We start from the raw sequence: 14,966 nt of genomic DNA, 5'->3' as shown, positions 1-14,966 counted from the left end.
TTGAGCGTGATTTTGCCGTCGCTCGTGAAACGCTGGATGAATCCGGGCATCGTATCGCCAATGTAGATGCGTTCCATGCCGGGCGTCATCATGAGGCGGCCCGTGTAGCGGTAATCCACGAGGCAATCGACGTAGTCGGGCGTGACTTCGTAAGCGGCGAGTTCTACGCGCTGGCCGATGTGCAAGTCGTTTGTATCTGGATCGATAAAGCTCTTGATCTTTTCTGTGGCGATGATGCGTCCGCTCTTTTCATCTTCGAGAACAAAGACAACGCAGCGGTCGCCTTTCTGCAATTCGCCGAGTTGCTGCTTGAAGGGGAGGAACAAGTCTTTGTTCAGGCCCCAGTCCAAGAATGCTCCGACGCGGTTCACTTCCTTGACTGTGAGCACTGCGAATTCGCCCACTTGCGCGAGCGGCTTGTCAAGCGTTGCTATCGGGCGGTCTTCGGAGTCCGTATAAATGAACACGTCGATGATTTCGCCTTCGACGAGCGTGAATTTGTTGCGGTTGCCGGGGAGGAGCACGCTTCCGCCGGTTTCAAGTTCCAAGTAGTAGCCTTGCGGCGTGATGGATTCGACGCGTGCGCGGTTGATTCTTCCAAGTTCCATAATTTGCCTTTCCGTTCAAGTGATCTCGCAAAGTGGGGATGCCGCGAACATTCGCGGTACGATTAAATATAGTTATTCCGTCGGCAGTTCCTTGCAATGCCGCATGAACCGAAGCGTTTCTTTTTCGCCGTCCTTGGCCAGCTTTTGCAACAGGAACAGTAATTTTTTATAGGTAGTCTCCGTCATCTTCTCGTGGGCCGCGCTTTTCGTCAAATAAAGGAGCGGCGATTCTTGCGTGTAGGTCTCTCTGTTGTACGTCTTGGAGGCGGCCACGCGGTCGCAGAACATTTCCTTGATGTAGCGGTCCGGCATGTCCATCGGTACGATTTTCTTTGTCTTCATATCGTAATCGTACCAGAATTCAAAGTGGTGCTTGTTACGGCCTTTGTGGTGCATCCATGCGAGGCTGTAGCCCGTGTCGCGACGCTCGCCGTTGTTCGGCGATTCCTTGCCCGTGTAATACTTTGCACCCGGAATAAATTCGGTCGGGCTGTACTTCGACAAATCGTGGAACAGCCCCTGCAACCCGATACCGGCCTTGATGCAAAGCCGAATCACTTCGTTCCTGTGCTTGGTAATCGTAATGAAATGACGAATCGGATGGAACATGCTTGAAAATTAGAAAAAATTAAAGTTTTCGCCAAAAGTTGATAAAAAGTGGAGCTTTGGCGAAAGTCTTGAATGAATACGACTTTTTATAGACTGCAAGGAATTTGCTTTTTTTTATGAATTACATCGTTTCGTTCGGTTTTGTGTATAGAATATACATTTTTCCGAACGAAATAGTGTGTTTTTGAGGCTAATCGCTGAAAAATTGACCATTTGGGAGGAATCCCGGCAATGTTTATTGCAAAATCCGATTCCCGTACTTGTTCTCGAATTCCGTCACGAGCTTGTGCGGTTCCGGAAAGTAGTATTTGAGAATGTTCATGCCGACCGTATAGATCTTTTTCGGAATGCCGAAAACCGCTTCGGCGATGCCCCCTGTAATGCAGGCGAGCGTATCGCTATCCCCGCCGAGGGACACTGCGTTTCTGATAGCGTCTTCGTAGTCCGTCGCTTCCAAGACGCAGCGGATGGCTTGCGGAACAGTCCCTTGGCAAAGTGCTGCTCCCGGATAAGACCAGCTGTAGGCCGGACGCAGTTCGTCAATCGTGAAATTCAGATTATAGCCGAACTCGCTTTCGATGGTCGTCTTGATTTCATCCTTGCTAGCCCCCATGCGAGCCATGAAAATCGCAAGTGCTGTCGCCTGCGCCCCCTTAATCCCTTCGGGGTGGTTATGCGTGCTTTCGGCAGATTCCTTAGCCTTGGCGAGCACCTCTTCCTTGGTGTTGAACGCCCAACCCACCGGCGAAACGCGCATGGCAGAACCGTTACCGCAACTGTTGTATGGCGTGCCAAATCCGTTGCGACGAGCCTTGGCGACATAATTGATAAATCCGCCACCGTAGCCGCCCACAGGGCTTTCGTACTTGCTCGCGTAATCGACATAATACTTCCACGCTTCGCCCCCGCGCATAATCCAGTCCGCCGTGGCAAACGAGAGAATGCTATCGTCCGTGGGCGAGACCCCGTCAGGGAACAGCTCGAAATCCTTAGCTTTGTAGTTGTCGAATTCGTAAATAGAACCGACTGTATCGCCGATAATTGCTCCGATCATAATAAACTCCATATGCTAATAATAGTATCGTTTGAGGCGTGCGAAATGTAAAATGATAAAAAAATTAATCTTTGAATAAACAATCTGCCGTGAGTTTTACAGGGATGGATTCGGAGTATTGGTTTTTCTTGATGGGACTTGCTGTAATAAGGGTCTTGAAAATTCCCTTGCGAGTCCCTGTTTCGCTTGCGAATGCTGTTGCTCTATTTTCGATTTTTTTGTATTCTGATTCGGTTAAGGTGTAATCCGCTTCTGAATATTTTATTTCGCACAAGTTTATCATTCCATCAGCACGGTCAATAATCATATCTATTTGAACTGCCGGATCTGAATTTTTGCTACGCCAAGAATATTGCTGTGTAGAAATTCCATCGATCTTGAGTGCTTCCTTAATTTGTTTTGTATGGAGCAAGCATACTTTTTCGAATGATAAGCCTAGCCATGTGTTTATTACGGACGTGTTCAGATGATTTTCCCAAAAACGGGAATCTCGTTTTGCCTTACTTTCGAAGTATAAGTGGAACAACGTAAATGGATCTACAAGTTGATAGATGCTGCCGTTTTCTTTAATGACTTTTTTTTCGCGAACCATGTATTTTCGAATGAAACCGCATTCTTTGAGATTCTGCAACTGTTCCGAAAGCGTGCCGCCTTTTTCAGCTTTCATGGCCTTGATAATTTCTTTGCGTGTCAAGCCTTGCTTTTTCTGGGCTAGAATTTCGACAAGTCGCATGTAGGGCTCTGCTGCATTGAATAACGTCTTGAAAAGCCTCCTGTATTCACGGCGCATTTCTCCGTTTTCTGAAAAGTATAGCCTGTCGATATTTTGTGCAAAACTTTCGTTTGTGTTGAAAAGGCTTAGATAGTAGGCGACTCCGCCTGTAAACATGTATGCTTGCAGAATTAGCTGGCGTGACCATGTAAAACCCTTTGATTCTAGGTATTCTTCGGTTTCTTTTAGGGGGAATGGTTCTAGCTTAATTTCGTGCGTGATTCTGTTATGGAGACCACCTTTGCTGTCAATCAGATTCTTTATCATCCAGGAGGTTGCTGATCCGCAAACAATGAGTTTGAAATTGTCTTGGTTCGATGCCCAGCTGTTCCAAAAATGGCCGAGAGCCTTGGTAAATCCCGAAGTTTGTGTGTCTAGGCTTGGAATTTCGTCAATAAAGACAATGCAAGGAACTTTTTCTTTGACTTTCGTCGATAAAGCTTTACGAAGCTGGGTGAATGCTGCCATCCAATTTTTGGGGCGTTCTGGGCAAGAATATCCGAAAATGTCCATGGCGTCCATGAAGGCGTCTATTTGTTCGTTTTTGTTGCCTTCGAGGACTCCTGTCATTGAGAAGGCTAATCTATCTTTGAATGTTTGATTGATTAGATAGGTTTTTCCTACACGGCGTCTGCCGTAAAGGGCTATGAATTCAGCATTGCTTGATGCTGTATATTGTTCCAATAAGGAAATTTCTGAATTTCTACCGATGAATGCCATGCCTTTAATTTATAATAATTTTCGCCAAAAGTCAATAAAAAGTATAGTTTTGGCGAAAAACGTGCATGATTTTCGCCAAAAGTCGTTAAAAAGTGGAGTTTTGGCGAAAGTATTGAAGGACGAAAAATATAGCCGTATTAAATGTGGGGGATGACTTGCGTGCCTTCGAAGGCGTTCTTGATGTGCGTAAACTGGAGCGGGGTTTGATAGACGCGGGCACTCAGGACGTCAAAGCGGCAGGGTTCTTCAAATCCTTTGGGGGCGAATTCTTTCTGTGTTGCCAAAAAATGGCATGCTGTTTGCCAAATTTTCTTTTGCTTGAGTGCGTTTACGCGGGCCGCAGGATTTCCTTGCTGGTTGTTCCACACGGATTTGACTTCGACAAAGACGAGCTTGTCCCCATCGCGGGCAACGATGTCGAGTTCTCCGCCGCGGTATGCGTAGTTGCGGGCTAAGACTTGATAGCCTTCACGCAATAAGTACGCAACGGCCTGCGTCTCGATGAAGTTCCCCTTAGGCTTATTTTGTGATTTCTTCGAAAACATTTGCTCCCCCTTTTATTTTTTTAGATTCCTCTGATCTCTAGTTTTTCCTCATACCTCTTAACTTCACTGGATCCTATCGGTCGTTGCCCTCCCTCCAGGATGACACGTGTACCCAGACCGCAGACCGTGAACCTCAAATCTCTATTCCTTGGCTTCAACCTCTAAACTTAACTGGATCCTTCCCCTTACAGGGTCAGGATGACGAAAAAGAGTGGTTCTGGATGACACGAGTTCCCCTAACCACTAACCACTATCTACTGTCTACTTCCAACCGCCTACTTCCGCTACTTCACTTCCATGCCGAGCAGTCGAATTTCCGAGATGGCATAGTCGTTGTTGTCCGCTTCATACACGTCGTCGAGGTAGAAACGCAGTTCGGTGGTTTCTACGGCTTGGATGTTCGGGTACTGCATCCCCTTGATGTTCTCGAGGCGGAGACGTTGTTTGAAACCGTCCTTTGTCTCGACGGTAAGCGTGCGGGGCTTCTTGAAAATGCGGAAGCGGTCGCCGAACGCGTCATCGACAGATTTCTGATAACCTATTGCGATGCCGATGTTCATGACTAGTGTTTTTTTGTCGAAGTACATTGCGAGCACCGGATTCAGCGGCTTTAGCGGCATGCTGCTGAGCCATGCGGTCGTCAAATCGCCGTCGTTCAAGTTCTTGAGCGGGTAGCCGCCTGTGATTTCGGGTTCGATGGCTTGCGTCTCGTGGTTGCCCAAAATTTCATTCCATTCCAGTTCGTGCAACGTATTCATCGGCTTGTGCGTGAACATGAGCAGCATCAGCAATACGACGATGAGCGGGAACAGCACCGAGAACGCGACGATGATGAGTTTGTGCGGAGAAAGACGGAATCTGCCCTTGGCATCATCGGTTATCGAAGGCGAAAGGCGACGGCTGCTGCCGGTTTTGCGGGCGAGGGAAGGCGTCTGGTGCGGGGTGTCGTGCTGCGGGAACACTTGGTCGCATTCGTCCAAGAACTCCTGCATGTCGTGGAAACGTTCGTTCAGTTTTTTCTTGAGGCACTTGAGGATGAGCTCGGAAAGGCCTATGGGAATGTCTTCGCGGAAAAGTTCCGGCGACGGAGGCGGTTCCTGCACATGTTTGAGTGCGATTTCTACAGGGCGGTTGCCTTCGAACGGGAGACGGCCGCATGTCATTTCGAACAAGATGACGCCCATGCTGTAGATGTCGGACTGGAGCGTCACTTCGTCGCCGTGGCATTGTTCCGGGGACATGTATTCGGGCGTGCCCATGGTCATGCCGGTGCGTGTGAGGCGTTCCTTTTCCATCTCTTGTATGTACGAAATGCCGAAGTCCATGATATAGACGCGGTTGTCGCGGGTGAGCATGATGTTCGAGGGCTTCACGTCGCGGTGGACAATGCCTTTGCTGTGCGCGTAGAGGAGGCCGCGTGCAATTTGTTTGATGATGACCTCGATGGCCTCGAACGAGAGTTTGCTCTTGTTCTGCAAAACTTCGGCAAGCGAAATCCCTTGCACATAAGTCATCGCGATAAAGAGCTGGTTGCCTTGCTGGCCAAAGTCGAACACGTGGACGATGTTCTGGTGGTCCAGTTCTTTCATCGCCTGTGCTTCGAGGTAAAAACGCTTGATGGCTTCGACATCGGATGTCGAGTCGAGAATCTTGAATGCCACTTCGCGTTTCAGTTTTTTGTCAAGGGCCTTATAAACGTAGCCCATTCCGCCTTTGCCGAGTGTTCCCAAGAGTTCATAGTTTTCGTTAAATGGACGCGGAAAGGTTTGCGGTTGTTCGGGATGGATCATCTTGGTTTCTTTAATTTGTTTAGTAATATTGCAGATACAATATAGAAAGCTAAAGCGATGGCGAGGGTTAGAACCGTGTTTAAAATATCGTCTTTTCGTTCTAGCAAGATGTTCAAAAGCGATGCTTGGTTGTAACGCGACCAGACAACGGTCGAAAGAGCGCGTCCGATGGGCTGCATTTGGTCAAGCGGAACTAGTGCTCCGGCGAGGGCGACTTGCGGAATGATGAGGAGCGGCAAGAAGGCGTTTGCCTGGCTTGTGTTCTTGGCGAGCGTGCTTGCGAAAAGACCTACGGCGGTTGCGGGGATGGCGATGCATGCAAACGAAGCTGCGATGAGAGCGAAATTCGGACTTACGGTGAGCCGCATGTTGATGAACGCATAGACAATCGCTGTTTGTAATAACGTAAACAGGACCGGGAGCGTGAATTTTGCGGTGAGCGTCGAAAGGGCCGATACGCCTCGGCGGAACTTGTCGCGGAGGATTTCTTTTTCTTGCACGATTTCACGGATGGAAAGCGACAACGCAAACCAGTTTGCACAAAGTATAATGGCGAATGCGACTGTCCAAGAAGAAGATTTTTCGGAGAATATCTGCGAAAGCAAAAAACCGATAATCGCGGGTTGCAAAAAGAGTGCTGCGATGCGGCCTTTGTCGCGGAACCACTGTTTTGCGGTGATGCCGACGGTGTATGCAAAATTGTGGGGGAGCCTTGTGCGTTCGAAATAGTACTTGCTTTCGCGAATCTTTTGTTCGTGCTTGTACGTTTCTCGCCATGCGGCAGCCTTGCTTTGGCTGATGCTTGTGAGGAGCGTTTGCGGGTCGTTGGTGTTGAAATGGGCGTACGCCGCTTGGACCGTGCCGAAGAACGCTTCTTCGCCTTGGTGCAGTACGAGAACTTTATTTGCAATTTGCAACGCTTCGTAGCTGTGGGTCGTGAGAATGATGGTGTGGCCGAGGAACGCAAGCTGCTTGAGGTGCGTGCAGAGAATGCGCGAATTGTACGGGTCCAGCCCCGAAAGCGGTTCGTCGAGAATCACGAGGCCGGGGTTGCCCATGAGTTCGCGGGCGAGGGCGACGCGGCGCATTTCGCCGCCGCTGAGCGTTTTCACTAGGTTCTGCTTGCGGGCGCTCAGCCCGAAAAGTTCGCAGAACTTTTCGAGTCGCGTGCGAGCGTCTGCCTTGTGCACCTTGATGTCCATCGAAGAACGTGCTCCGTCAAGGATTGTTTCTTCGACGGTGAGCTCTGGGCGGAGCGGCGGGTCTTGCGGCAAAATTGCAATGCGTCTGCGGATTTCGCTTTTGCGGTAATCGACCCCGCCGATGCGGACAACGCTTTGCTTGTCGCAACTGTTGATGCCTTGGAGTAGCTTCAATAGCGTTGATTTCCCTTGTCCAGAACGTCCGATGATGGCGAGGATTTCTCCGGCGGGGAGTTCAAAATCGACCCCTTTCAATAACTGTTTTTTGCCTGCGAAAACGTTCACGTTTTGCGCGAAAACGTCAAAGCCGGTCGATGACGATTCTATGAGCATGTCGTTGTTACGTAAGCCTACGATTGCGGATTCAAAGCGGTTCACGCTCCCGTTCTTTAGCGTGATGGAGCGTGTGCGTTTGCCGCTCTCGTCAACGATTGCTTTTGCAAATCTAATTTCGGCAGTCACAGCCCGGTCTTCGCGGCTGTTTACATTAACATTTTCGTGACGGTTTTCATTCGCACTTTTACTTCGTTCTGTACAAAGTCTTGCTCTTGCCCCGACAGAAATTCCGGGAATTGCAACATCCCTCCATTCCGCGGTAAGCGAAACCGTCTGCATGTCGCTTGAAGTCTCGCGTTCCATCACGAGGAGCGTGAGGTCCGTGCCGCGAAGTGTTGCTCTCAGCTGCCTTGGCCCGATGAGAATCACGTCGCCGTCGTTTATCGCAGCCGTCTTTACGTCTTTCCCGTTCAGCATGGTGATGCTGTTCTGGGTCAAACTCTGCAAAATCCATTTGCCGTCTGCAAAATTCAAAACCGCATGATACCTCGAAACCATCAGGTTGTCGAATTGCAGAACGTTATCCGATTTGCGTCCAATCGTAAACGGCTTTGACGGATCTGGATTGACGAGACGGAATGGAAACATCGCGATTTCCCGTTACGAAAGTTCTTTGACGAACGCTTCGAAGCGGTCGCAGGCCTTGGCGAGATTTTCGTCGCTTGCGGCATACGAAAATCGCACGCAGGTGTCGTCGCCGAATGCGGCACCCGGCACAATCGCAAGCCCTTTGGATTCTAAAAGTGCGCTGCAAAAGTCGATAGAGCCCGTAATCACGCGACCGTCGGGAGTCTTTTTGCCGTAGTAATCGTTCACGGGGGCGAACAGGTAAAATGCACCTTCGGGGGCACGGGGCTTTGTCGCGAGGAACGAAGTGCGCTTTAGCATGTAGTCTCTGCGTTTGCGGAAAGCCGCCTGCATCGCGTGTACATTGCTCTTGTCCATGTTGAGTGCGCCGAGGGCGGCGTATTGTGCCACGTTGCTCGGGTGGTGCGTAGCTTGCCCTTGAATCTTGCCGATGATTTTTGCAATCGGTGCAGGGGCTGCATCGTAGCCGATTCTCCAGCCGGTCATGCAATGCGATTTCGAAAAACCGTTGATGACGATGGTGCGTTCCGCCATTCCGGGGAATACCGCTGCACTCGTAAATTTTGTACCATAAACAAAGTATTCATAAACTTCGTCCGAAATGCAGTAGATGTCCTGTTGGACGATTTCTTTGGCGAGAGCTTCGAGTTCGCTCTTGCTATAGACGGCTCCGGTCGGGTTGCACGGGTTGTTCAAAAGAATCGCTTTGGTGCGAGGCGTGCATGCCTTACGCAAATCCTCGGCGTCAATCTTGAAATCTTTTTCAATTCCTGCTTCGACAAACACGGGCGTGCCGCCAAGCCATTTGACAAGTTCCGGATAAGTGACCCAGTACGGAGCAGGGATAACCACTTCGTCGCCCGGATTGATGAGGGCGGCCAAGGCGTTGAACACGGCGTGCTTTGCACCGCTTGTCAAGATAATTTGTGAAGGATCGTAGTGGAGTCCGTTTTCTTCTTCCAATTTTTTGGCGACTGCTTTGCGGACATCCAGAATCCCGACGGGGGCTGTGTAACGCGTTTTCCCTTCGCGGATAGCTGCGATGGCTGCGTCTTGTATTGGCGTGGGCGTTCCGAAATCGGGTTCGCCTGCGCCGAGGCTTACAACGTCCTTTCCTTCTGCAATCATTTGTTTTGCCATCGTGTCGATGGCGACGGTGAGCGATGCTGCAATATTTTGCGTTCTGTCGGAAAGCGGCTTCATTATTTAGCTTCCTTTTTCTTTTGCTGTTTCAGACGGTATTGGTCGAGCGACCCTGCAATGAGGGGGAAAATGGTGAATTGTGCGATGAAGATGCAAATCATTCCCATCAGCGTGACATGCCCCATGCTGCGAAGCCCCGGATGCGATGAAATCAGCATGCCGAAAGTGCCGATGAGGGCTGCCATCTGCGAAAGGAAAATGGTAAAGAATTTGCTTTTTAAAATTGTGAGTGCCGTACCGACTTGTTTCTCGTAATACGCCGTAAAAAACTGCAACGAACCGTCAATGCTAGCCCCGATGAGGAGGGGGAAGGTGAGGGCACTGTATGCAGAAATTTGTACGTCAAACGCGTTGAGCGAGGCGAGGAACCAGCTTGCCGCAAATACAGAAGGCAATGCGGTGAAAACAGCTCGGCTGAATCGGTTGTAGTAAACTAACACGAATAGAAATGCCAAAAATCCACCAAATTGCAATGGCCTGCTTATATTGTTTGTAATGCGGTCTAGGAATATCGCCCGCGTGATAGGTGTGCCTGCGATTAGATACGAGCCGTTCTTGATCCCTTCGATTTGATGGAGTTCCTTGTTCAGCTTGCTGCATTCGTTTCCGAGATTTTCTTGAATGTCCGTGAAAATGAACGCGAAACGCCCTTGATCGCCCTGCTTGTCGCGGAATTTCTTGGCGATGTATTCCGGCGGTTCAAACTCGTCGCTTTCGTCGAACATTAATGCCTGTTCCACTTTTTCGAGATTTTCGCGTTCGCTTTTCGAGAGTGCTTCGCGGAATTCCTTGGACACCAAGTTATGCAGTTCGCGTAGCTTGTCCATTTTTTTCTGCTGTAGATTCGGAGAGAACTGAGCCAGCGTGAAAATGGAATTGACGGACGAAATTTTGCCTTCGTCCTTGAGCTTGTTGAACTGTTCCAGCAACTTTTCGCTTTCGTTACGATCGGGGAGCATGACGATGACTGGAGTCTTGTTCAAAAATCCAGTTTCTGCAATGACCGAATCAATATGCGAATCCTTGTAGTTGATTTCCGTCGCTGAAAAATCGTTTTTGATGTGAACACGCGTACCGCCAATGTAAAGTCCCACAAGGCTTGCTGCGATGATGATGGAGAAGATGACCCAGTTCACGCGGTTCGAGAGCATGGACATCTTGTAGTCGGAATGGATTTGCGCATGCGTGACCGTGAAAGGCTTTTTACGTTGCGTGACCTGCAAAAGCGCTGCTGAGAAAAGGAGCGTGATGGCCCAGTTCAAAATACATCCTGTGGAACCGAGAACTCCCAACTCTTGAAGTCCGGGAAGCGGAATCAGAATGAGGCATGCAAAAAGCGTCGCAAAGGTGAAACTTGAAACGGCGGTCGAAGGGCCGATGCCGAGGAGAGCGCTTTCGATGCAGAGCTGCGGGCTCAAGTTTTGTTCGCGTTCAAGGAAATAGCGGTTCAATACGTGGTTGATAATTTGCAGAGCCTGCCCAGGAAGCACGATGGCAAGCAGCAATGTAAAGAGGTTTATGCGGCCATAGAACAAGTACGAACAAGCCATCGTCGTCACGATAGGAGTGGCAATGGGGAGCGCCGAAATAAAGATAAGCTGAGGTTGTCTGAAAAAGTGGAGAATGAGAAGCAACAAAATCAGGGAGGCCGTTACGATGCCGACCATCTTCGCTTCGGGCAGCAGTCGCTTGCCCGTCTGGATGGATTCATAAACTTTACCGGCAAAATGGATATGCATGCCGCTTGGTTTTGCTTCTGTTTCAAGGACATCTTTTACGTTGCCCAGAAGCCGCCTGTTTGCTTTCAAGTCCGAAATTGAATGCATCGGATAAATTTCCACAATGCGGATGGTTCCTGCCTTGTTGGAATGGCTCACGGCGAGTTTGTCGAAATATTTTTGTTCGAGATCGCTCAAAAGCTGTTCGCGTTCTTCTGCTGTCGATCTGGTGATGGAATCTATCGCGCTCTTCAAGTCGATGAACAGTGGGTTGTTTTTCAAGATGTAGTCGCGTTTGAGTTCCTTGATGCGTTGCACCATGATATCGATATCATTTTCGCTTGCGTAAAGGAACTTGTTCTTTTTGTAAAAGTCGATGTCCGTTTCGAAATCGGCGAAATGGACCGCAGGGTTCCTCTGCATCTTTTGGGCGAGGTTCCGCGCGATGCGGTAGTTTGCGCTGGAGTCGCCCGATTCCAAAATCACGATGAGGCTTCCTAGCCCGCCGAATTCATCTTCAATCTTTTGGACGTTGCTAGGTTCGCGAGCACTGGTAATTGTGTCTTGTAACTGCAAATCCCATCGCAGGTTCATGATGGGGTGGATGCTCAAAAGGCCTACCGCCAAGAAAACCAAAAGGATTATTTTGGGATAGGTTGCTAATTTTTTGATAATTTTTGAAAAAAGTACAAACATCATACTCAATATAATTATAATTTGCAGTGGAATGATTCGTTTTTTGACGATACTGTTGCTTGTAAGTGTGCTGTCATTGCCTACGTACGCCAAGGATGCTCCTGAGGCGGTTCAGGACTCTTCGTCCGGCATGTCGTTCACCGAAGTCCTATCGTGGCCGTTTATCCATATCATCCAGCCGTTCTTTGGAATGTTGGTCTATCCGGTTTCGGCTCCGCTGCATTACGCTATCGATAACGGTGTTGCAGAGAAGGCTGTGGATTTGATTACGTTTGGCGAAAAACGCAACATCCTTATTTATCCGTCTTTCAACTTGAAGCCGGGATCCACCACGATGCTTGGTGGGTGCTATCGCCATAGGAATCTCTTTTTGCAAGGGGATTACGCTGTTGCCGAAGGCCACTTTTATGCGAACAGCGATATTGATTTGAAATTGCGTTATTCCAAGCAGTCTCTTTTCGGTAAAAGCCTGTATGGTGCAGTGATTGCCGCCGCCTATCTGGATAGGGATAATTCTTTTGTCATCCCAGGGACGAGGGAGTCGTTCGCTCAGGCTGATACGACGGTATTTGTTGAAACGATGCTCGGATTTCCGCTTACCGAATCGCGAAATCTCAACTTCAGCTTGGGTGCCGAAATAGATTTTCATATCGTTGATTTCACGGATACAAAAGATACGGTGTTAGACGACCCCAAGTTCCCGATTGTGGATCGAGGGCTTTACCAGAACCATTTCGAAATTCCAGTCTATGTGAATTTGGTTTTTGATAATTTGGATTTTCCGTATGCGCCTTCGAGAGGTCATCGCTTGAGCATCAAGGGGTCGTACGTGTTCGTGGGGAAATATGCCGGTATAGACGCTGATGATTTTTCAAAGGCGGGGCTTGCTCATGCTCAGTTGGTCGATGGCGGAAAAAATCACGACTACGTGAGGGCCGAACTGTTCTACCAGACGTATTTCTTTATCGGCAAAGCTGAAAAATATGTACTTTCGGCAAAAGAGGCTCGCAAGACGAGAAAGTTCTATACGGACTTTTCGTTGAACGAGGCTCTTCGTGTGTGGCGTCCGGAAAATCTGGTGGAAACGCTATTTGAACGTCGCGTACTCGCGTTCCAATACCGTTTCTTGGGAATGTGGGAAATGGAAAAAGGTGGTGCTCCTTACACGGCTTATCCAGGTTTGAATGCTAGATACCCGTTGCGCGGTTATTCGGGCTCTTGGGCAAGTCCTTTTATCATGGGATTTTCGGCGGAATACCGTTGGCCGATTGATAGGCTTGTCGATGGTGTCGTTTTTGACGAATACGCAATGATTAGCGACAAGATTAATCACTGGTCGAAAAAGAACTTGTACAACTCGTGGGGGTTCGGTGTTCGCGTTCGCAAGCCGGATATGTACCTGTTCCGCATGCAGTTTGCGTTCCACGGGTGGCACGGCATAAGCATGATTTTGACAATCGCTCCGGAATTCAGGTAGAGGAGCCTGTGATCAGTGATTAGTGGTTAGTAAACAGTAGACAGTGGTCTGTGGTCAGGGAAGCGCGTGTCATCCCGGCCAGAGCCTGCCCCGGACAAGTTCCGGGGTGCCGGGATCGGTTTTTCTTCGTCATTCTGGAGGCACGGAGTGCCGATAGAATCCATGCAGAAGCCATCATCCTGAGCGAAGTGCGTAGCACGTAGTCGAAGGATCCAGTGAAATCTCTAATGACTAATAACTAATGACCAATAACTAAACTCACAGTTCCAATTCTATCTGCTCGCTGAACATGTTCTTGGGAATGGCTTTGTGCAGCATCTTGTAGGCGTTCACGGTAGCGACTCGGCCACGCGGCGTTCGCGAAATCAAGCCTTTTTGGATGAGGTAGGGTTCATAGACTTCTTCGAGCGTGTCGGGTTCTTCGCCCATGGCCGCACTGATGGTTCCAAGACCCACGGGACCGCCGCCGAACTTGTCGATCATCATCGCGAGAATCTTGCGGTCCGTCGGGTCCAGCCCTTCGCTGTCGATGCCGAGCATGTCGAGCGTCTTGAGGGCGCTTCGTTCGTCGATAACACCTGTTCCCCGCACTTGTGCAACGTCTCTGCAACGCCTTAAAACGCGGTTTGCGATACGGGGCGTTCCGCGGCAGCGGCCACCGAGAATGTTGGCCGCCTCTTCGGTGAGCTCAACGCCCAGAATGCGGGCGCTACGCATGAGAATTTTGACGATATCTTTTGCGTTGTACAGTTCCAAGCGGTACTGCAAGCCGAAGCGGTCGCGGAGAGGCCCTGTCAAGAGCCCGCTGCGGGTGGTGGCGCCTACGAGCGTGAAATGCTTGAGCGGGAGGTTCACGCTCCTTGCCGCAGGGCCGGAATCGAGCATGATGTCGAGCCTGAAATCTTCCATGGCGGGGTAGAGGTATTCTTCAACAACGCGGTTCAGGCGGTGTATCTCGTCGATGAATAGAATGTCGTTTTCTTGCAAGCTCGTGAGGAGGCCCGCAAGGTCGCTTGCCTTTTCGAGCACAGGGCCGCTCGTGATGTGGATGTTCACGCCCATTTCTTTGGCGATAATGCTCGAAAGCGTTGTCTTTCCAAGGCCCGGAGGGCCCGCAAAAAGGCAATGGTCGAGCGCGTCGCCACGGTGCTTTGCCGCTTCGATGGCGATAGAAAGGCTTTCCTTGATGTCGTCTTGTCCCGTAAATTCGCTTAAGCTAGGCGGTCGCAAATTGCGGTCGGAATCGCTTTCGTCAAAGGAACTTTTCTGCGGAGAAATAATGCGTTGATCGTCCATGGGGTTGTCAGTGGTTGGTAAACAGTGGTTGGTAAACAGTGGTTGGTAAACAGTGGTTAGTAAACAGTGGTTGGTGGTTAGTAGGCAGTGGTTCGTGGTTAGGTTATAGGTTTTAAGAGTTAGGACAATTATCATGCGTTTCACGCATCCATTATAAGGCGGCTCAGCCGCGATTTTTCTCTCCTAATACCTGTCACCTGTTACCTAATACCTATCTTTCGTCTAATTTACAAATACTTGAGTGCTTCCGGGATAAGTGCGGCTGCATCGGCACTGTCGCCGAGAACTTCGACTGCCTTGACGACTGCTTTTTCTGCCGCAGGGTCTTTCACGCCGAGCGTGTGGAGGGCGA

The 14,966-nt window shown here is 49.7% G+C and carries 12 protein-coding genes; 2 read left to right on the top strand and 10 right to left on the bottom strand.

The genetic code is table 11. The features are described from left to right. The 4 genes from IKG78_RS08950 to IKG78_RS08935 form a co-directional block, all read right to left on the bottom strand. On the bottom strand, positions 1 to 608 hold a 608-nt coding region (locus IKG78_RS08950; protein ID WP_290942500.1), incomplete at its 3' end, for a S1-like domain-containing RNA-binding protein. 72 nt (positions 609 to 680) lie between these two features. Further along, complete coding sequence (locus tag IKG78_RS08945; protein WP_290942498.1) at positions 681 to 1,217, bottom strand: DUF5662 family protein; 537 nt, start codon at positions 1,215 to 1,217, stop codon at positions 681 to 683. Positions 1,218 to 1,452: 235 nt separating this feature from the next. After that, positions 1,453 to 2,271 (bottom strand): ADP-ribosylglycohydrolase family protein, encoded by an 819-nt coding sequence (locus tag IKG78_RS08940; protein ID WP_290942496.1) that lies wholly within the window; start codon positions 2,269 to 2,271, stop codon positions 1,453 to 1,455. Between the two features lie 64 nt (positions 2,272 to 2,335). Next, positions 2,336 to 3,763, bottom strand: coding sequence for an ATP-binding protein (locus tag IKG78_RS08935; RefSeq protein WP_290942494.1), 1,428 nt, complete (start codon positions 3,761 to 3,763; stop codon positions 2,336 to 2,338). Between IKG78_RS08935 and IKG78_RS08930 the strand changes: the two genes are divergently transcribed. Next, positions 3,690 to 3,917, top strand: a complete 228-nt coding sequence (locus IKG78_RS08930) for a hypothetical protein (RefSeq protein ID WP_290942502.1) — start codon at positions 3,690 to 3,692, stop codon at positions 3,915 to 3,917. The genes IKG78_RS08935 and IKG78_RS08930 overlap by 74 nt on opposite strands. On the opposite strand, the gene IKG78_RS08925 is transcribed toward IKG78_RS08930, so the two are convergent. From IKG78_RS08925 to IKG78_RS08905, 5 genes are all read right to left on the bottom strand, one after another. Then, entirely contained in the window at positions 3,901 to 4,308 is a 408-nt protein-coding gene (locus IKG78_RS08925; protein ID WP_290942492.1) for a YraN family protein, read from the bottom strand. The genes IKG78_RS08930 and IKG78_RS08925 overlap by 17 nt on opposite strands. 284 nt (positions 4,309 to 4,592) lie before the next feature. Next, positions 4,593 to 6,098: a serine/threonine-protein kinase gene (locus tag IKG78_RS08920; protein ID WP_290942489.1), complete on the bottom strand. Its 1,506-nt coding sequence runs from the start codon at positions 6,096 to 6,098 to the stop codon at positions 4,593 to 4,595. After that, positions 6,095 to 8,224 (bottom strand): ATP-binding cassette domain-containing protein, encoded by a 2,130-nt coding sequence (locus IKG78_RS08915; protein WP_290942487.1) that lies wholly within the window; start codon positions 8,222 to 8,224, stop codon positions 6,095 to 6,097. The genes IKG78_RS08920 and IKG78_RS08915 overlap by 4 nt, the downstream gene beginning before the upstream one ends. 12 nt (positions 8,225 to 8,236) lie before the next feature. After that, positions 8,237 to 9,427, bottom strand: a complete 1,191-nt coding sequence (locus tag IKG78_RS08910; RefSeq protein WP_290942485.1) for a pyridoxal phosphate-dependent aminotransferase — start codon at positions 9,425 to 9,427, stop codon at positions 8,237 to 8,239. Further along, on the bottom strand, positions 9,427 to 11,844 hold the full coding sequence (locus IKG78_RS08905) for an MMPL family transporter (RefSeq protein ID WP_290942482.1): 2,418 nt from the start codon (positions 11,842 to 11,844) through the stop codon (positions 9,427 to 9,429). Before IKG78_RS08905 ends, IKG78_RS08910 begins: the two co-directional genes overlap by 1 nt. A 28-nt stretch (positions 11,845 to 11,872) precedes the next feature. Here IKG78_RS08905 and IKG78_RS08900 point away from each other — a divergent pair, with 28 nt between their 5' ends. After that, on the top strand, positions 11,873 to 13,318 hold the full coding sequence (locus IKG78_RS08900) for a BamA/TamA family outer membrane protein (RefSeq protein WP_290942480.1): 1,446 nt from the start codon (positions 11,873 to 11,875) through the stop codon (positions 13,316 to 13,318). Positions 13,319 to 13,576: 258 nt separating this feature from the next. Here the strand turns inward: IKG78_RS08900 and ruvB are convergent, their stop codons facing one another. Beyond that, positions 13,577 to 14,614: a Holliday junction branch migration DNA helicase RuvB gene (gene ruvB / locus IKG78_RS08895; RefSeq protein ID WP_290942478.1), complete on the bottom strand. Its 1,038-nt coding sequence runs from the start codon at positions 14,612 to 14,614 to the stop codon at positions 13,577 to 13,579. Between the last annotated feature and the right edge of the window lie 352 nt (positions 14,615 to 14,966).

It is taken from the genome of Fibrobacter sp. (genome assembly GCF_017545445.1).
Taxonomy (GTDB): domain Bacteria; phylum Fibrobacterota; class Fibrobacteria; order Fibrobacterales; family Fibrobacteraceae; genus Fibrobacter.
This window is presented reverse-complemented; position numbering and strand designations above follow the sequence as displayed.

Excerpts from the sequence above, each read along its gene's own strand:
- IKG78_RS08930 (WP_290942502.1), top strand. The coding sequence starts at position 3,690 with ATGAATTCAGCATTGCTTGATGCTGTATATTGTTCCAATAAGGAAATT.
- IKG78_RS08920 (WP_290942489.1), bottom strand. The coding sequence starts at position 6,098 with ATGATCCATCCCGAACAACCGCAAACCTTTCCGCGTCCATTTAACGAA.
- IKG78_RS08935 (WP_290942494.1), bottom strand. The coding sequence starts at position 3,763 with ATGGCATTCATCGGTAGAAATTCAGAAATTTCCTTATTGGAACAATAT.
- IKG78_RS08905 (WP_290942482.1), bottom strand. The coding sequence starts at position 11,844 with ATGATGTTTGTACTTTTTTCAAAAATTATCAAAAAATTAGCAACCTAT.
- IKG78_RS08900 (WP_290942480.1), top strand. The coding sequence starts at position 11,873 with ATGATTCGTTTTTTGACGATACTGTTGCTTGTAAGTGTGCTGTCATTG.
- IKG78_RS08910 (WP_290942485.1), bottom strand. The coding sequence starts at position 9,427 with ATGAAGCCGCTTTCCGACAGAACGCAAAATATTGCAGCATCGCTCACC.
- IKG78_RS08945 (WP_290942498.1), bottom strand. The coding sequence starts at position 1,217 with ATGTTCCATCCGATTCGTCATTTCATTACGATTACCAAGCACAGGAAC.
- IKG78_RS08940 (WP_290942496.1), bottom strand. The coding sequence starts at position 2,271 with ATGATCGGAGCAATTATCGGCGATACAGTCGGTTCTATTTACGAATTC.
- ruvB (WP_290942478.1), bottom strand. The coding sequence starts at position 14,614 with ATGGACGATCAACGCATTATTTCTCCGCAGAAAAGTTCCTTTGACGAA.
- IKG78_RS08925 (WP_290942492.1), bottom strand. The coding sequence starts at position 4,308 with ATGTTTTCGAAGAAATCACAAAATAAGCCTAAGGGGAACTTCATCGAG.
- IKG78_RS08915 (WP_290942487.1), bottom strand. The coding sequence starts at position 8,224 with ATGTTTCCATTCCGTCTCGTCAATCCAGATCCGTCAAAGCCGTTTACG.